This window comes from Streptomyces sp. NPDC055955 (assembly GCF_042270245.1).
In the GTDB taxonomy this organism is placed as follows: Bacteria; Actinomycetota; Actinomycetes; order Streptomycetales; family Streptomycetaceae; genus Streptomyces.
In genome coordinates this window covers 70126-86368 of the sequence record NZ_JBHJYS010000033.1, presented here as the reverse complement: position 1 = coordinate 86368, position 16243 = coordinate 70126, and the positions used below count along the sequence as shown (strand labels likewise).

15 protein-coding genes are annotated in these 16243 nt (G+C 70.3%); 4 read left to right on the top strand and 11 right to left on the bottom strand.

Annotated features, from left to right (window positions below; translation table 11 throughout):
- Window positions 1-190 precede the first annotated feature (190 nt).
- The gene (locus ACFC96_RS42100; RefSeq protein WP_376617730.1) at window positions 191-637 is read right to left on the bottom strand and encodes a hypothetical protein; all 447 of its coding nucleotides are present in this window, start codon (window positions 635-637) and stop codon (window positions 191-193) included.
- A gap of 104 nt (window positions 638-741) precedes the next feature.
- Between ACFC96_RS42100 and ACFC96_RS42095 the strand changes: the two genes are divergently transcribed.
- Together ACFC96_RS42095 and ACFC96_RS42090 are read left to right on the top strand one after the other, a co-directional pair.
- The gene (locus ACFC96_RS42095) at window positions 742-1803 is read left to right on the top strand and encodes a nitrous oxide reductase family maturation protein NosD (protein ID WP_376252542.1); all 1062 of its coding nucleotides are present in this window, start codon (window positions 742-744) and stop codon (window positions 1801-1803) included.
- A gap of 50 nt (window positions 1804-1853) precedes the next feature.
- Window positions 1854-2882, top strand: a complete 1029-nt coding sequence (locus ACFC96_RS42090; RefSeq protein WP_376252539.1) for a methyltransferase — start codon at window positions 1854-1856, stop codon at window positions 2880-2882.
- 94 nt (window positions 2883-2976) lie between these two features.
- Here the strand turns inward: ACFC96_RS42090 and ACFC96_RS42085 are convergent, their stop codons facing one another.
- The 7 genes from ACFC96_RS42085 to ACFC96_RS42055 all read right to left on the bottom strand — a co-directional run bounded on the left by ACFC96_RS42085 (window position 2977) and on the right by ACFC96_RS42055 (window position 8286).
- Window positions 2977-3309, bottom strand: a complete 333-nt coding sequence (locus tag ACFC96_RS42085) for a TcmI family type II polyketide cyclase (RefSeq protein ID WP_340460016.1) — start codon at window positions 3307-3309, stop codon at window positions 2977-2979.
- Window positions 3310-3340: 31 nt separating this feature from the next.
- Window positions 3341-3817 (bottom strand): SRPBCC family protein, encoded by a 477-nt coding sequence (locus tag ACFC96_RS42080; protein WP_340460015.1) that lies wholly within the window; start codon window positions 3815-3817, stop codon window positions 3341-3343.
- A 1-nt stretch (window position 3818) separates the two neighbouring features.
- On the bottom strand, window positions 3819-4079 hold the full coding sequence (locus ACFC96_RS42075) for an acyl carrier protein (RefSeq protein WP_340460014.1): 261 nt from the start codon (window positions 4077-4079) through the stop codon (window positions 3819-3821).
- Between the two features lie 26 nt (window positions 4080-4105).
- Complete coding sequence (locus ACFC96_RS42070; RefSeq protein WP_376617728.1) at window positions 4106-5353, bottom strand: ketosynthase chain-length factor; 1248 nt, start codon at window positions 5351-5353, stop codon at window positions 4106-4108.
- A complete protein-coding gene (locus ACFC96_RS42065) occupies window positions 5350-6618 on the bottom strand; it encodes a beta-ketoacyl-[acyl-carrier-protein] synthase family protein (RefSeq protein WP_376252533.1) in 1269 nt (422 codons plus the stop codon). Before ACFC96_RS42065 ends, ACFC96_RS42070 begins: the two co-directional genes overlap by 4 nt.
- Entirely contained in the window at window positions 6615-7094 is a 480-nt protein-coding gene (locus tag ACFC96_RS42060) for a cupin domain-containing protein (RefSeq protein ID WP_376252530.1), read from the bottom strand. Before ACFC96_RS42060 ends, ACFC96_RS42065 begins: the two co-directional genes overlap by 4 nt.
- Before the next feature lie 67 nt (window positions 7095-7161).
- Entirely contained in the window at window positions 7162-8286 is a 1125-nt protein-coding gene (locus ACFC96_RS42055; RefSeq protein WP_376617726.1) for a SchA/CurD-like domain-containing protein, read from the bottom strand.
- A 232-nt stretch (window positions 8287-8518) separates the two neighbouring features.
- Here ACFC96_RS42055 and ACFC96_RS42050 point away from each other — a divergent pair, with 232 nt between their 5' ends.
- Window positions 8519-10210, top strand: coding sequence for an FAD-dependent oxidoreductase (locus ACFC96_RS42050; protein WP_376617724.1), 1692 nt, complete (start codon window positions 8519-8521; stop codon window positions 10208-10210).
- Window positions 10211-10225: 15 nt separating this feature from the next.
- On the opposite strand, the gene ACFC96_RS42045 is transcribed toward ACFC96_RS42050, so the two are convergent.
- Both ACFC96_RS42045 and ACFC96_RS42040 read right to left on the bottom strand, forming a co-directional pair.
- Window positions 10226-10984, bottom strand: a complete 759-nt coding sequence (locus tag ACFC96_RS42045; RefSeq protein WP_340459871.1) for a class F sortase — start codon at window positions 10982-10984, stop codon at window positions 10226-10228.
- A gap of 206 nt (window positions 10985-11190) precedes the next feature.
- A complete protein-coding gene (locus tag ACFC96_RS42040) occupies window positions 11191-12120 on the bottom strand; it encodes a hypothetical protein (RefSeq protein WP_376252519.1) in 930 nt (309 codons plus the stop codon).
- 680 nt (window positions 12121-12800) lie between these two features.
- Here ACFC96_RS42040 and ACFC96_RS42035 point away from each other — a divergent pair.
- Window positions 12801-14192: an MFS transporter gene (locus ACFC96_RS42035; protein WP_376252516.1), complete on the top strand. Its 1392-nt coding sequence runs from the start codon at window positions 12801-12803 to the stop codon at window positions 14190-14192.
- Window positions 14193-14287: 95 nt separating this feature from the next.
- Here the strand turns inward: ACFC96_RS42035 and ACFC96_RS42030 are convergent, their stop codons facing one another.
- Window positions 14288-16231: a helix-turn-helix domain-containing protein gene (locus tag ACFC96_RS42030; RefSeq protein ID WP_376252515.1), complete on the bottom strand. Its 1944-nt coding sequence runs from the start codon at window positions 16229-16231 to the stop codon at window positions 14288-14290.
- Window positions 16232-16243 lie beyond the last annotated feature (12 nt).

Genomic DNA, 16243 nt, shown 5'->3' with positions numbered 1-16243 from the left:
GCCCTCCACGACGACCGGCCCATCCCCAAGACCGCCACCGACAACTCCGTCGCCGCACGCACCGACTCACCAGTCTCCGCCGACACATAGGCCGTTCGTCCGGATCAGGCCGGTCCAGGGAGCGGGTATCGGCACCCGCAAGCCCGGCCTGATCCGAACGAGAGGCCCCAGGGCCTCTCGACCCGTGCCGTCACGGCAGGTCGGTGCGGCCCAGCCAGGCCGGCTTCACCGGCACCCCGTCCGCGTACCGGTCCACGGTCGGACCCGCGGGTGCCGGAGCAGTGTCCTCGGACGGCGCGGCGGGCGCAGGCGCGGCGTCCTCAGGTGTGGGCAACGGCGTCGGCTGCGGCTCGGGCCGCGGCGCGGCGCTGTCCTTCACCAGCTCCGCGACCGTGAACCGGGAACTGAAGGACTGCCAGGCACCGTCGACGACGAGCAGGAACCCGTCGGCGGTTCGGAAGACCCGGCTGCGCTTCGGACTGCGGGGATGCTCCGGCGTGTAGCGCCCGATCCACTCCCCCAGCTCCGCCAGGGCCTCTTCACGTGAGCCCTCCACCTGCGCGAGCACGGACGCCTCCATGTGTTTGCGCTCTCCCGTCCCCACGGTCATCTCGACGATCAGCCCCCAAGTGGCCATGCGCCGCCCCCTTTCCGCTCGTTCGGCTCACCCTCAGCGTAGGCGGCTGCCCACCTGGGCGATCAGCAGTGGCGGGCCGGAACACCCGCTCGTAGCTTCGCCATATGACCAAGCGACAGATTGCGTACCTCGCATGCACCGCGGCCCTCGTCGCGTCGGGAGTGGGGGCCGCCGCCCCGTCGTCCGACTGCCGATCGGTGCACCGGGTGAAACCGGGCGAGTCGATCCAGAAAGCCGTGAACACGGCAAAGCCGGGAGACGTCATCGTCCTCTCCCCCGGCACCTACCGCGAGAGCGTCACCATCAGCGTGTCCGGAGTGACGCTGCGGGGCGCGGGCGCCCGGTCCACCGTCATCGTCCCTGACGCGGCGTCGGCCCGCGGCGCATGCGCCAAGGCCGGCAACGGCATCTGCGTGACCGGGACCAAGAACAAGCCCGTCGAACACGTCACCGTGCGCTCGCTGACCCTTCGTGGTTTCACCAAGAACGGTCTGTGGGCGACGGGTACCGACCGTCTCCGTATCGAGGGAGTGACCTCCGAGAAGAACGGCCAGTGGGGCATCGGCCAGGAACGGTCCGTGCGCGGGGTGATCCGCCACGACACCGTCGAGGGCAACGGCGACGCCGGCCTCTTCCTGGGCAACACGGTCTACGCCGAGGAAGGGGCTCTGGACACCGACAGGACGGTGGTCAGCCACAACCGGATGATCGGCAACCGGATCGGCGTCACCGTGCGGCGGCTGCGGAACCTGGCGGTCGCGCACAACGAGGCGGCCGGCAACTGCGCCGCGATGATGCTCGTGGGTGACGAGAACAAACCACGCCCCGGCGCACTGACGGTGGTGAACAACTACGTGCACGACAACAGCAAGTACTGCCCGAAGACCGCGCGCCTGCCCTACATCCAGGGGTCGGGCATCGTCCTCACCGGCGTCGAGGACTCGCTGCTGGCGAACAACAGCATCGTGAACAACGTGGGCAAGGCCCCGATGTCGGGCGGCATCGTGCTCGCCAAGAACTTCAAGGGTGCCCTCAACCAGCGCAACGAGATCCGCGACAACCTCGTGATGGGCAACACGACCGACCTGGTCACCCAGGACAAGGGCAAGGGCAACAAGTACCGCGACAACAGGTGCGCGGTGTCCGTGCCCGCCGGAAGGTGCTGAGGGCCCATGCCATGTCCGCACACATCACGCGAACAGAAGCGAGGCAGCAGATGACGACCGTCGATCAGGCTCCCCAGTCACCCATGCGCCTGCGGGAGCTGGTTTTCGGGGCCGCGTGCGCCGCCGCGGTACGCGCGGCGGCCCGCCTGGGCGTGGCCGACGCCCTGGGCGACACACCCATGAGCGTGGAGGACCTGGCGGCCGAGGTGAAGACCCAGCCGCAGACACTGCGCAGACTGCTGCGCGCGCTGTCCAGCCAGGGTGTCTTCACGGAGCGCCCGGACGGCACGTTCGCGCACACGGAGATGTCCCGGCTCCTGCGCGAGGACGACCCGCACAGTCTGCGCTACATCGCGCTGTGGTGCACCGAGCCGTGGACCTGGAACGTCTGGCCGAAGCTCGACGAGGCGGTGCGCCACGGCCGCAACGTCTTCGAGGACGTGTACGAGAGCGAGTTCTTCACCTATCTCAACGAGGAGGCTCCCGAGTCGGCGCACGTGTTCAACCGCGCCATGACGACGTCCAGCGAGCAGTCCGCGCGCGACGTCGCCGACCTCCTCGACCTGGAGGGTGTGGCCTCGGTCGCGGACATCGGCGGCGGTCACGGGCAGGTCATCGCCAGCCTGCTGGAGAAGCACCCCGGCATGCACGGCACGCTGCTCGACCTGCCGGGGGTCGTCGAGAACGCCGATGCTCGGCTGCGCGACGGCGGCGCGCTGTCCTCACGGGTGCGCATCGTCGCCGGTGACTGCCGCGAGGACATCCCGGTCCAGGCGGACGTCTACATCATCAAGAACATCCTGGAGTGGGACGACGACAGCACCCGCAGGGCGCTGGCCAACGTCCTCAAGGCGGCGCGGCCCGGTGCCCGCGTCATCGTCATCGAGAACCTCGTCGACGACACCCCGTCGATGAAGTTCACGACGTCCATGGATCTGCTGCTGCTCCTCAACGTCGGCGGCGCCAAGCACACCCGGCTGAGCATGGTCGAGCGGCTGACCGACGCGGGTCTCGTTCTCGGCGAGGTCCGTCCCGTCAACGCGTACCTGCACGCCTTCGAGTGCACTGTGCCCGCCTGACCCGCACACCGTCTTCGTCTTCGGACACAACCCGAGGCCGCCGGCTCCGCGTCTGACGCGGGACCGGCGGCCTCGGGTTGTGTCGTGCCCTCGCTCAGGAGGGGTTGTCCCGGTCCCAGTGGTAGAAGCGGTGCGCCATCGCGTCCTTCGGGCTGCGCCATGTCTGCGGGTCGTACGCGCTGACGTACGCCGACAGCTGGTCGCTGATGTTGCGGAACTCGGGGTGCCCGGCCACCTGTGCGATGGCGGGCGCCGGGTCCTCGTCGGACTCGATGAGATGCAGGTACACGTCGCCGAACTGGAACAGGCTTCGGCTCTTGACTCCGATCAGACGCGGGAGCTCACCTCGGTCGGAGGCGGCGAACACGTCGGAGATCGCCGGTGCCGAACCGGGCGCCATGCGGGCGACGATCAGGGCGTGATGCATCGGGTTTCCTTCCTGGACGGGCGGTCGGCTGTCAGCGGGCCACGCCGGCCTTCTGGCGGTCACGGGCGACGCGCTCGATCCGGTCGCGGATGAGGCCCATCTGCGTGACGGAGTTGCGGTTGATGTTGTCCGTCATCCAGGCGTCGTCGACCGGGGCCTCGGGCTTCATGGCGAAGTCCTGCACCCAGTCCATACGGGTGCCTTCCGGCGTCTCCGTGTAGTCCCACCGGATGTCCATGTGCGCGAAGGGACCGGTCTCGACGCGGCGGGCACGCACGGTCCGCTTGGCACGGTCCACGGTCCGCTCCGAGACCCAGCTCCAGACCTTCCCGTTGTCGTCCGGGTGCATGGTCAGGCGGAAGGTCGTCGTGTCGCCCTCACGGGAGAGCACTTCGAGCGACGCGTACTCGCTGAAGAGCTGCGGCCAGTTCTCGATGTCGTTGGTGATGTCCCAGACGAGGTCGAGGGGGGCGTCGATGGTGACACTGTTCTCTGTGTGTGCTGACATGTCAGGCTCCAGCCTTGAGGGCGCTGTTGACGAGGTCGAGGAACTCACGGGGCGTCTTGCAGCGCTCCGAGTCCTGGGGGAGCGACTGGCCGTAGCGGTTCTCGAGCTCGCCCACGATGCCGAGCAGGCCGAGGGAGTCGAGGCCGACGGCGTCGAACGGGAAGTCCGGCGACTGCTTGAGTTGCTGGGGGTCCACGGTGACTCCGGCCGCCTTCTTCATGAGACCGGCCAGATCGTCGAAGGTCAGTTCTGCGGTGATCATGCGAGTGTTCTCCTTCCCGCCCGGTCCTACCGGGCGGAGTCGCCGCCGCGGCGCACTACCAGCGCCGCGTTGGAGCCCATGAGTCCCCTGCTGAGGACCAGGGCCGTGCGTAGCTCGGCGGGGCGAGCGCGAGACATCACCAGGTCGAGGTCGTGGCAGATGTCGAACACGTTGGGGGTGGGGGGTACGAGGCCGCTCTCCATCGCGAACACGGCGGAGACGACGTCCAGGACGGGCGCCGCGCAGTAGGCCCGGCCCGTACCGGTCTTGGGTGCGGTGACGGGCACGCGGCTGCCGTGCGCGCCCAGGGCGTCGGCGATGGCCAGCGCCTCGGCGCGGTCCGCCTCCGGAACGCCCATGGCGTCGGCGAAGACGACGTCGATCTCCTCCGGGGCGCAGCCCGCCTCGTCGAGGGCACCCTTGATCGCGCGGGCGAGCCCCTCCCTGGACTCCTCCCAGCGGGAGGCACCGGTGAAGGTGGCCGAGTGGCCGGCCACCACGGCCCGGATGTCCGTGCCCCGTTCGCGAGCGCGATGCTCGTCCTCGACGACGAGCATCGCGCCGCCCTCGGCGGGCGCGAACCCGCGGGCTTTCCTGGTGAAGGGCAGGTAGGCCCGGTCGGGCTCCTCGGCGGTGCTGAGCTCGGGATAGCCGAGCTGGCACACCATCGAGTACGGGGCGAGGGGTGCCTCGGCGGATCCGACGACCATGGCGCCGGTTCCGCGCCGTACGGTGCGGGCCGCGTGCGCGATGGCGTCCAGACCGCCCGCCTCGTCGCTCGCGACCACTCCGCACGGCCCCTTGAAGCCGCTCCAGATGGAGATCTGTCCGGTGCTGGCCGCGTAGAACCAGGCGATGGACTGGTAGGGGCCCACGAATTTGGATCCCTGACCCCACAGCTTCTGGAGCTCTCGCTGTCCGAACTCACCGCCGCCGGAACCGGCCGCGGTGACCACGCCGATGGAGTACGGCTCGGCGGGGTCGCCGCGGCTGAGCCCGGCTTCGTCGAGAGCCAGCGCCGCGGCGGCCATACCGAGGTGGGTGAACCGGTCCGTCTGGACGAGGAACCGCTCCTCGATGAGGTCCGCGGGATCGAAGCCGCGGACCTCACCGCCGACGCGGAGCGGCATGTCCTCGCATCCTTCGCGCGTGATCCGGTCCAGGGCGCCGAGGCCCTCGCGGACGGACTTCCAGTACGCGTCGGCGTGCAGTCCGTTGGGCGCGATCACACCGATCCCGGTGATGGCCGCGCCGCGGGCGCGTTCACTGCTCATCGTGTCCTCCCACCTGGTTCGGTCAGGAGCACCGCGGACTGGAATCCGCCGAATCCACTGCCGACGGAGAGCACGTTCCGCAGCTTTCGCGGGCGTGCGGTACGCGGTACGTAGTCCAGGTCGCACTCGGGGTCGGGGGTCTCGTAGTTCGCCGTGGGCGGCACCACCTGGTGCTTCATGGCAAGGACACAGGCGACCACCTCGATCGCGCCGATCGCCCCCAGGGAGTGCCCCACCATGGATTTGATGGAGCTCATGGGTGTGTCGTAGGCGTGAGCTCCCAGGGACACCTTGACCGCGGCCGTCTCGTGACGGTCGTTCTGTCTGGTGCCCGAACCGTGGGCGTTGACGTAGTCGATCAGCGTGGGGTCGAGCCGGGCCTGGCCGAGCGCGTTGTCGATCGCCCGGGCCATCTCCAGGCCTTCGCTGGTCAGACCGGTCATGTGGTAGGCGTTGCCGTAGGTGGCGTAGCCGCTGAGCTCGCAGTAGATGTGCGCTCCGCGCGCTCGGGCGTGCTCGTAGTCCTCCAGGACGAGCACCGCGGCGCCCTCGCCCATCACGAAGCCGTTGCGGTCGGCGTCGAAGGGGCGGGAGGCGTGCTCGGGGTCGTCGTTGTTGGGCGACGTCGCCTTGATGGCGTCGAAGCACGCCATCGTGATCGGGGAGATCGGCGAGTCCGACGCCCCGGCGATGCAGATGTCGGCGCGGCCTTCCTCGATGGTGTGGAAGGCGTAGCCGACCGCGTCGAGTCCGGAGGTGCAGCCGGTGGACACCGTCTGCACCGGGCCCTGGGCACCGAACTGCTCGGCGACGACCGAGGCGAGTGTGCTCGGCGAGAACGCCATGTGCAGTTTCGGCTCGGCCGCGCGGTGGTCCACGTCCCACCGCTTGCCGCCCTCGCTGACCAGCACGTAGTCCCGCTCCAGGCGGGTGGTGCCGCCGATGGCGCTGCCGAGGGACACCCCGATGCGCCAGGGGTCCTCGACCCCGGTGTCGAGTCCGGAGTCCTTGACGGCTTCGTCGGCGGCTATGACCGCGAACTGGATGTACCGGTCGGCGTGTTCCACCAGTTCCGGGTCGAGGCCGTGCGCGACCGGGTCCAGGTCGCACTCGGCAGCGATGCGTGAGCGCAGGCCCACCGGGTCGAAGAGCGAGATGCCGCGGGTCGCGGTACGGCCGTTGGCGAGAAGGTCCCAGAACGCTCTCGCCCCGATACCACCCGGGGCGACTACACCGACTCCGGTGACAGCCACCCGCCGGGTCACGTTATGGCCCCACTACGCTCGGACGGCTGTCCGTGTCCTGACGCGGTCAGGTCCGGGCCACCGGTGATGAACCCCGGTCCGGCTTCGGCGCCCTCGGTCACCTCCGTGTCGACGTGGCCGAGGCTGGGGCGCGGGGCGAGCGGGCCGAGGTGGAAGACCATACGGGCCTCCACGTCGCCGACGTTGCGGAAGCGATGCCGCATGTTGATCGGGATCAACAGGCCCTGGTCCGGGCGGAGTTCATGCGTCTCGCCGTCCAGGTCCACCTCCAGGGCGCCGTTGACGACGTAGACGAACTCCTCCGAGTACGGGTGGTAGTGCTCGCCGATGCGCTCGCCGGGCTGGACGAGGGCCAGGCCCATGAAGCCGCTGGTGGAGCCGACCGTCGCCGGCGTGAGCATGGCCCGCAGGTCACCTCCTCGGCGACGGTTGGGTTCGGTCTCGCTCAAGTCCACGATGCGTGGATTCTTGGTCATGGTTGATACCTCCGGGTGCGGCGGTGGGGTCCGGGGCAGCGCCCACGGACACCCCCGCGGTTGTCCGTCAGGAACCCGCCGAGCTGCGGTCGGTGATGGGCATCATGTCGGCGTGCGACAGGAGCCGGTTGATGTTGCGCTCCGTCTCCAGGGAGCCCTCGACACCGATCGCCGCACCGTCGAGGAGCTGCTCGAGCTCCGCGCTCTTCTTCGCGCCCTTGAGGCCGAGGGAGGCGACGGGGTCGCTGTCGAGCTCACCCGTGATGTCGATGAGACGCACCACGGTGTCGTCGCGCTGGAAGACGGTACTGCCGTACACCGGGTTGGCCGGGTCGTCCGCCCCGGCCGCGTCCTGCTCGGCCAGGAACCGGGCCAGGTCCATCCCGCGGCCCTTCTTGGCCGGGTAGTACAGGGCGTGACGCCGCAGGTCACGCGGCACCGGGATGTCGGACACCACATGGTGGACGGCCGGCAGCGCGGCCCGGGTGAAGAACACGCGCGCCGAATCCTCGTCGGTCAGGTCCCGGTGCTGCTCGAGGTAGGGGTTGATGGCTTCCTCGACCGCCCGTACCTCGGGCTGACGCGCGACATGGCGCAGCGCGGCGAGGAGGTCGCCCTCCACCTCCACGGCCCGCACGACGCGGTTGCCGTGCATGAAGAGCGAGGTACGGCGCAGGCGGGTGGTGTCGTCGACCTGGGCCTGGGGTGACTGGTACCCGGCCAGGATCTCCGCGACCTTCGACTCGGAGCCCGGCTTGACGGTGAAGGTGAGGGCGTGGCGCGCCGCGCCGTCGCCCACCCGGGCCGCCACCGCGTTCGCCTCCGCCGGGGCCGGCGTGACCGGCTCGGCGGGGTTGGTCTCCCGGAGGATGCTGTAGCGCATCGACCGGGTGTCCTTGACGCAGTTGTGCATCGGCCTGACGGTTTCGACGTGCTCCTCGCTGTTCACCCACGCGAGGAAGGGCGGGGCGCTCTCCCACTCACTGGTGATGAGCCACTGCGAGGGGTTCTCGATCGACTGGCAGAGCTGGTCACTGAGGTGACCCGGCACGGACGCGACCTGATTGCGCATGTGCTCGTAAGCGTCCAGGAACTGCTGCTGGGCTCCCTCGTACAGATCGAGCAGGAGGATCACCCGCAACCTGGAGCCGTCGAAAGCCGACTGCGATATGCGTCCTGAGATGGGGGTCATACGGCGCACCTCTCCTCTTCCTCACAGATGATCAGGAAACGACCACCGCGTCCGAAATGCCGGGGTCGCCATGAGCCGATCGTCGATGCGGCCCTCGGGGGGCGCGATCCACACGCGCCGAAAGGGTGACCGAGGCACCCGTCCGGGCGCTCCAGGGGGCGAAGCGACGTGGGGAGGCATGGACTGAGTTCCCCACCCCCGACTCACCCGCGGCTGCGGCTGGAGGCAATCAATGACCCGATCGGAAGAGACCGCCGAGGGCGTTCAGCACGTGCCGGTCCTCGTAGTCGGCGGCTCCCTGGTGGGCCTGTCGACCTCGCTGTTCCTGGGCCGTCTCGGCGTCCCGCACATGCTCGTCGAGCGCCACTCGGGCACGTCGATCCATCCCCGCGGGCGCGGCAACAACGTGCGCACGATGGAGTTGTTCCGGGTGGCCGGAATCCAACAGCGCATCGAGGACGCCGCGTCGGTCCTGGCCGACAACCACGGCATCCTGCAGACGCCGACCCTGGTGGGAGACGCCGGCGAGTGGCTGTTCAAGGAGATCGACCCCGGTGGCGGACTCGCCCGCTTCAGCCCCGGCGCATGGTGCCTGTGCAGCCAGAACGACCTGGAACCCGTACTCCTGGAGAGCGCGCGGGAGCTGGGCGGGGACCTGCGCTTCCACACCGAACTGATGTCGTTCGAGCAGGACGCCGAGGGGGTGACCGCACACCTCAAGAGCCGCGACACGGGGGAGCACACCACCGTCCGGGCGGACTATCTCGTCGCGGCGGACGGCCCGCGCAGCCCCGTCCGCGAGCGGCTCACCATCGGGCAGAGCGGCCCGGGCGACCTGTTCCACAACGTGAGCATCACGTTCACCTCGCGTGGCCTCGCGAACGCCGTCGGCGACCGGCGCTTCATCGTCTGCTACCTCACGAACCCGGAGGCCGACGGTGCCCTGCTGCCGGTCGACAACCGTGAGCACTGGGTGTTCCACGCTCCCTGGCACCCCGAGAACGGCGAGACGCTCGAGGAGTTCACCGACGAGCGCTGCACGGAACACATCCGGCGGGCCACCGGAGTCCCTGACCTCGATGTGCAGATCACCGGCAGGGCCGCCTGGCATGCCGCCGAGCGGGTCGCCGAACGGTACTCGGACGGCCGGGTGTTCCTGGCCGGCGACTCGGCCCACGAGATGTCTCCCACCGGGGCGTTCGGCTCCAACACCGGTATCCAGGACGCGCACAACCTCGCCTGGAAGCTGGCCGCCGTCCTCGGCGGCTGGGCCGGTCCCGGTCTGCTGGAGTCCTACGACCTGGAGCGCCGGCCGGTCGCGGAGGCGACGAGCGCCCGCGCCTCGACGCGATCGGTCGAGCACAGCCACCCGGGATACACCCCCAACCCGGAAGCCGGCGGACCAGGCGGACCGGGCGGACCGGGAGCAGGCGGCCCCGGCGGCAAGAAGGGCGGAATCCTCAACGTGGCGCTGGGCTACCGCTATCCGCGCGGCGCGGTCCTCGGCGCCGACCCGGCGACGCCGGTCGTACCCCAGGGACTGCGGCTGACCGGCGAGCCCGGGAGCCGCGCGCCCCACATGTGGCTGAACCGCGCCGGCGCCCGGGTCTCCACCCTCGACCTGTACGAGCGGTCGCTGGTGCTCCTGAGTTCGGGCGACGGCGACGACTCCTGGCACACCGCGGGCACGGCCATCGCGCAACGGATGGCCGTGCCGCTCGACTCGTACCGCATCGGCAGCGGGCCCGACGCGGAGATGTCCCCCGTAGGCGACGTGGACTGGGCGGAGACCCACGGCGTCGCCCCGGGGGGTGCGGTCCTCGTCCGCCCCGACGGGTTCGTCGCGTGGCGGTCCGAAGAGCCGTCGGCGGATCCCGCGAAGGAACTGCGGGACACCCTGCGGGAAGTCCTGGACCGGGACTGACAACTCCCCTCGGCCTCAGACGAGATGGGCGAAGACCACCAGGTTGTCGGTGTAGTCCTTCTTGGCGCGGTCGTACACCCCGGTGCAGGTGATCAGCCGGACCTGCGCCTGGGGTGTGTCCCCGTACACACGCTCGTTGGGGAAGTCGTCCTTCGCGAACGTCTCGGCGCTGTCGACCACGAAGGAGGCCGTGCGCGAGTCGTCCCTCTGGACCGTGAAGGTGTCACCCTTCTTCAGGGCCCTGAGACCGACGAACACCGCCGCGGACGTCTTCGTGTCGACATGCCCGGCGATGATCGCGGTACCGGTCTCCCCCGGGGACGCGCCGGCCGCCATCCAGCCGACCAGGTTGGTGTCGCCGGCGGGCGGGGGCTGCAGCTGGCCCGTGGGGCCGATGGCGAGGTCGGTGAAGGGGGCGTTCACGCCGATCTTCGGGATGATCAGCCGCGTGGGCCTGGCCCGCGGCAGATGCTTTCCGATGGGCGACGGGGCCGCTGCGGGCGGCTCGAGCGGCGCCGTCGGCGCGGGCAGGTCCGGCGGCGCGGGCGGGTCCGTCGGCGCGGGGGGCACGGCGTCCGAGGACGGCGCGTACGCCACCGCGGGCTGCGGCGCGCCGGAGGAGTCGGAAGTGTCTGACGTCGTGTCGTTGCCACCGAACAGGCTCACCGCCAGGACGACGATTCCGACGGACCAAACGATCCAGGCGCCGATGCGGGATCGGCGCCCGGGCGACACGGACTCGGTCTGATTGGGGGAAGGCAACCGGGCTGCCATCTGGCACCACCTCACGGGAACGAGCAGATCGGGAACAGCACAAGAGGAAGATCGGGATCAGCAAAAGAGTCCGTTAACACCGCAAGCGCGGTCCGGGACCGCGCCGCGAGGTCGGGAGCTTCAAAGGGGACGTACGAAAAAAGCAAGGCAGCCGGGCCGCCGCGACGTGTGAACGCGGCGGCCCCGGCTGCTATGACGGGCACCGGTCAGGACGCGTCGGACGCGCGCTTACGGCGCATCGCGAACGCGCCGGCCGCGGCGACCGCGACGATCGCCACACCGCCTGCCGTGACTCCCGGCGTGTTGCCGGCGAGCCCGCCACCACCGGTGTGCATGCCGCCGCGCGGCTTGCCCTTGCCGGAGTCGGAGCCCCACGAGTCGCCCTTGCCGGAGCCGGAGCCCCACGAGTCGCCCTTGCCGGAGTCGGAGCCCCACGAGTCGCCCTTGCCGGAGCCCTCGTCGTCCTTCTTGTAGCTCTCCGGGTCGTACTTCTCCTTGTCCTTGGTCCAGTCGTCGTCGTTCACCAGGGAGAGGGCGCCACCACCGGTGTGGATGCCGCCACGCGGCTTGCCGTGGTCGTCGCCACGCCCCTTGCCGTAGCCGCCGTCTTCCTTGCCGTAGCCACCGTCTTCCTTGCCGTAGCCACCGTGGTCGCCCTTGCCCGAGCCGTGCTCGTCCTTGCCGTAGCCACCGTGGTCGTCCTTGCCGGAGCCGTGCTCGTCCTTGCCGGAACCGTGCTCGCCCGAGTCACCCTTCTTGTTCTCGTCCTTGCTCCAGTCGTCACCCTTCACCGCGGTGAGGGCGCCACCACCGGTGTGAATGCCACCACGCGGCTTGCCGTGGTCGTCGCCACGCCCCTTGCCGTAGCCGCCGTCTTCCTTGCCATAGCCACCGTGGTCGTCCTTGCGGGAGCCGTGGTCGTCCTTGCGGGAGCCGTGGTCTTCCTTGCCGGAGCCGCGCTCGTTCTTGCCGGAACCGTGCTCGTCACTGTGGTTGCTGTCTTTGTCGTGCTCCGCGCTGTAGGAAGAGCCGTCGTTGTCCCAGTCGCCTGCGGCGGCGGCGAACGCACCAGGAGCAGCGATGGCGAGTGCGGCCGTAGCCGTCGCGGTAGCGAGAAGCATGCGGGCAGTACGCATCGTCGAAGTCCTTCCGCCACGGCCGAGCCACTGACGATTTGTCAGCTCGAATTACTCGGCCCCGACCTGATCACCGTCAGCCAAACGCAGCCCGCACACCACTCGAACCGCCCGCCCGACTCATAGCCGCGCCGTCACCCGATCGGCGTCGAATGGATCGACCAGCGGGGCAAGCAACAGACCCTGACCAGGCATTTCGCCACAGTGGTTCGCCACCTTCGGGCCCGTGGACCGCTTCGGGTTCAACCCGATCGGCCCCGACACGATTGCGCGCACCCGACCCGTCCGAACCAGCGGTCCGGCGCACCCCGATGACTGACGCCCAGTCCGATCCGGCCGTCGCTCATAGCTGACGAGGCGTCCGATCCGCACCCGCTCCGATTGCTGACGAGGGGTCCGATGCACCGGTCGTCCCTGACGGCGGGTCCGGTCCGCACGCCCTCGCCACTGACGATCAGTCTGATCCGCCTGGCCCAATGACCGAGGAGGCTCGTGGGCTTCGCGCTGGCGCGACACGCCGAAGCGCTCGGAACTTGACGCTGCTCACCGCCTCCTCATGGTGGCTCCCCGCATAGCACCGCCCGAAACTATGGTGCCCCACCACATGTGCCGTTGACCTGCGTCTTTCTACCTTGTGCCGACACGTACCCGTCCCCGCCCAACGCCTGGAAGTGGTCCACATGGCCTCCGCAGCAACCGCTCCCCCACCGCCCGCGAGCCTCCGGCGGATCGTCGCCGCGAGCCTCATCGGCACCACGATCGAGTGGTACGACTTCTTCCTCTACGGCTCCGCCGCAGCACTGGTCTTCAACAAGCTCTTCTTCCCCAACACCGAGCCGCTCGTCGGGACGCTCCTCTCGTTCCTGACCTACGCTGTCGGGTTCGCCGCGCGGCCGATCGGCGCGCTCGTCTTCGGGCACTTCGGCGACAAGCTGGGCCGTAAGAAGCTGCTGGTCCTGAGCCTGCTCATGATGGGCGGGGCAACGTTCGCGATCGGCCTCCTGCCGACATACGGCACGGTCGGCTTGGCCGCTCCGGTGCTGCTCACCGTCCTGCGCCTCGTCCAGGGCTTCGCGCTGGGCGGCGAGTGGGGCGGCGCCGTGCTCCTCGTCTCCGAGCACGGGGACGCGGAGCGGCGCGGCTTCTGGGCCTCCTGGCCGCAGACCGGAGCTCCCGCGGGACAGCTGCTCGCCACCGGCGTGCTCTCCTTGCTGACCGCGCTCATCTCCGACTCCGCCTTCACCTCGTGGGGCTGGCGCATCCCGTTCCTGCTGTCCGGAGTCCTCGTCATGGTCGGACTGTGGATACGTCTCTCTGTCGACGAGTCACCTGTCTTCAAGGAAGCGCTGGCCCGCGCCGAGGCACGCAAGGCCGCACAGGGCGACGCGAGCGAGAAGACGCCGCTCGTCGCCGTGCTGCGCCACCACTGGCGCGACGTCCTCGTCGCCATCGGCGCCCGCATGGCCGAGAACATCAGCTACTACGTCATCACCGCCTTCATCCTCGTGTACGCCACCACGTCGGCCGGCGTCTCCAAGCAGACCGCGCTGAACGCCGTACTCATCGCCTCCGCCGTACACTTCGCGGTCATCCCGGCCTGGGGCGCGCTCTCCGACCGGGTCGGGCGCCGGCCCGTCTATCTGCTCGGGGCCGCGGGCGTGGGCCTGTGGATGTTCCCGTTCTTCTCGCTCATCGACACCGGGGGCTTCGGGAACCTGATCCTCGCCGTGACCGTGGGCCTCGTCCTGCACGGGGCGATGTACGCACCGCAGGCGGCCTTCTTCTCCGAGATGTTCGCGACACGGATGCGCTACTCCGGCGCCTCCATCGGCGCGCAGTTCGCCTCGGTCGCCGCCGGAGCGCCCGCACCGCTCATCGCCACGGCGCTCCTCGTGGACTACGACAGCTCCACCCCGATCGCCCTGTACGTGATCGCCGCCGCCGTCGTGACACTCATCGCCGTGGGCGTCGCCAAGGAGACCAGGCACCGCGACCTGTCCCACATCGCGGAGGACGGCGCGGCCGACGAGAAGTCGGCCGGGGCCCGAACGGCGGACGCCCGCACCGTCTGAGCCGGCCACCGCTCCCCCGGCCCCCGTACGCACCCCGCGTACGGGGGCCCTGCCGTCGCACGACACACTGAGCAGCGGCGCCCGCGACCTGTCCGTCAGCCCGATATCGCCCCGGCCAACCGATGCAGCCGCAGCGCGAGTTGGATCTCCAGGGCACGCGCGGGCGACTGCCAGTCCGGGCCGAGCAGGCGCCCTATGCGTTCCAGGCGTTGCGCCACCGTGTTCACGTGCACGTGCAGCGCGTCCTTGGTGCGGGCCGGACTCATGCCCGAGGCGAAGTACGCGTCGAGCGTGCGCACGAGGTCGGTCCCTCTGCGCCGGTCGTACGTCACGACCTCCCCCATGGTGCGTTCGACGAACCCGGAGATGTCGCGGCTCTCCGCGAGGAGCAGCCCGAGGAAGCCGAAGTCCTCCGCGGCCGCGCCCTCCCCCGCTCTGCCGAGCAGGCGCAGGGCGTCCAGGCAGCGCTGCCCCTCCGCGTAGGCCGCGGCGACGGTGTCGGTGCGATCGGCCAGGTCCTCCACAGGCGCCGACGCGCCGACCGTCACCTGCTCGTGCACCGCGGAGGACAGGTGCCTGGCCGTACGGCGGGCGAGGTCGGAGGCCCGGTCCGCGGCGCTCAGGGGAAGCAGCAGGACCGTTCCCCCGTCGCGCGCGGCGGCGAGCCCGTGCCGAGTGGCGGCGAGGTGGGACGCGGCGGACCACAGACGACGTCGTGCGGCGGCTTCATGTTCGGCGTCGGCGCCCGGGGTCTCCAGGCGCGCGGCCAGGACCACATGCGTGGCGTCCAGGTCGGCGTGCAGCCGCGCGGCGCGCTCCCGCAGCAGTCGCGGGTCCCGGTCCCGCGCGTCGAGCAGATCGTCCAACAGCTCGCCCCGTACGCGCTGTTCGGCCTCGGATGCGGAGCGCCGGGCGAGCAGCAGGAGCGAGGTGACCATGGCGGCGCGCTCCAGGGTGCGCTGGTCGACGGGGTCGAGCCCCGGGTGACCGCGCAGCACGAGCGCGCCGAGGAGTTCGCCGCCCGCCGCGACGGCGGCGACCCAGTCGTCCCCGTCGCGCACGGCGTGCCCGTCGGCGCGCGAGGCGTCGAGGGGTTTGTCGGGGGCGGTGACCGCGTCGGCGAACTCCACCGTCCCGTCGAGGACCTGGGACACGGCGGCCGCCACGTCGTGGACGCCGCCGCCTCGCAGGACGAGTTCCGCCAGGCGGTCGTGGACGTCGGACGCGCGCTCGATGACATCGCCACGGTCCCGGATGATCTCGTTGGCGCGCTCCAGCTCGCCGAGCGCCTCCCGGGTCTCGGAGAGCAGGTTCGCGGTGTCGATGGCGGCCGCGGCGAGCGCCGCGAACGAGCCGAGCAGCGCGATCTGCTCCCGCTCGAAGACCCGAGCGCGCCGGTCCGCGGCGAACAGCACGCCGATGACATGGGGGCCGAGCATCAGAGGCACACCCAGGATCGCGACGAGACCCTCGTCATGGACACCGGTGTCGATGGTGCGCGTGTGCTTGAAGCGGACGTCCTGGGCGTAGTCCGCGGTGACGTAGGGCCGGGCGGTCTGGGCGACGAGTCCACCGAGGCCCTCGCCCATGCCGAGCCTGAGCTGCTGGAAGCGCGCGGCGACGGAGCCCTCGGTGACGCGCATGTAGGTGTCGCCCCTGACCGGGTCGTTCAGCGTCAGATAGGCGACGTCCGTGCCGAGGAGGGATCGGGCGCGCTGCACGATGGCCTGGAGGACGGCGCTCAGGTCGCGCAGGCCCGCGAGATCGTGCGCGGTCTCGAAGAGCGCGGACAGCTCCGCCTCGCGGCGGCGCCTGCCTTCGAGGTCGGCGCGGACGCGCAGGGCGAGCCCCTTGGCGTGTTCGAGGGCGTCGATCCGCCCCGGTGGCTCGCCCTCGGCGCGGGCGACCAGCACGGGCTGTTCGTAGGCGTCTGCGGACGCGCCCCGTGCGAGGAGCTCGAGGAACGGCGCCTCGGCACTCGACGCGGGGCGTTCAGAGCCTGCGGGGCCTGATGGGGACTGTGCTGGATCGTGCGACATGCTCAACAGGAT

Excerpts from the sequence above, each read along its gene's own strand:
- ACFC96_RS42100 (WP_376617730.1), bottom strand. The coding sequence starts at position 637 with ATGGCCACTTGGGGGCTGATCGTCGAGATGACCGTGGGGACGGGAGAG.
- ACFC96_RS42045 (WP_340459871.1), bottom strand. The coding sequence starts at position 10,984 with ATGGCAGCCCGGTTGCCTTCCCCCAATCAGACCGAGTCCGTGTCGCCC.
- ACFC96_RS42095 (WP_376252542.1), top strand. The coding sequence starts at position 742 with ATGACCAAGCGACAGATTGCGTACCTCGCATGCACCGCGGCCCTCGTC.
- ACFC96_RS42080 (WP_340460015.1), bottom strand. The coding sequence starts at position 3,817 with ATGTCAGCACACACAGAGAACAGTGTCACCATCGACGCCCCCCTCGAC.
- ACFC96_RS42075 (WP_340460014.1), bottom strand. The coding sequence starts at position 4,079 with ATGATCACCGCAGAACTGACCTTCGACGATCTGGCCGGTCTCATGAAG.
- ACFC96_RS42070 (WP_376617728.1), bottom strand. The coding sequence starts at position 5,353 with ATGAGCAGTGAACGCGCCCGCGGCGCGGCCATCACCGGGATCGGTGTG.
- ACFC96_RS42090 (WP_376252539.1), top strand. The coding sequence starts at position 1,854 with ATGACGACCGTCGATCAGGCTCCCCAGTCACCCATGCGCCTGCGGGAG.
- ACFC96_RS42035 (WP_376252516.1), top strand. The coding sequence starts at position 12,801 with ATGGCCTCCGCAGCAACCGCTCCCCCACCGCCCGCGAGCCTCCGGCGG.
- ACFC96_RS42050 (WP_376617724.1), top strand. The coding sequence starts at position 8,519 with ATGACCCGATCGGAAGAGACCGCCGAGGGCGTTCAGCACGTGCCGGTC.
- ACFC96_RS42055 (WP_376617726.1), bottom strand. The coding sequence starts at position 8,286 with ATGACCCCCATCTCAGGACGCATATCGCAGTCGGCTTTCGACGGCTCC.
- ACFC96_RS42030 (WP_376252515.1), bottom strand. The coding sequence starts at position 16,231 with ATGTCGCACGATCCAGCACAGTCCCCATCAGGCCCCGCAGGCTCTGAA.
- ACFC96_RS42085 (WP_340460016.1), bottom strand. The coding sequence starts at position 3,309 with ATGCATCACGCCCTGATCGTCGCCCGCATGGCGCCCGGTTCGGCACCG.
- ACFC96_RS42040 (WP_376252519.1), bottom strand. The coding sequence starts at position 12,120 with ATGCGTACTGCCCGCATGCTTCTCGCTACCGCGACGGCTACGGCCGCA.
- ACFC96_RS42060 (WP_376252530.1), bottom strand. The coding sequence starts at position 7,094 with ATGACCAAGAATCCACGCATCGTGGACTTGAGCGAGACCGAACCCAAC.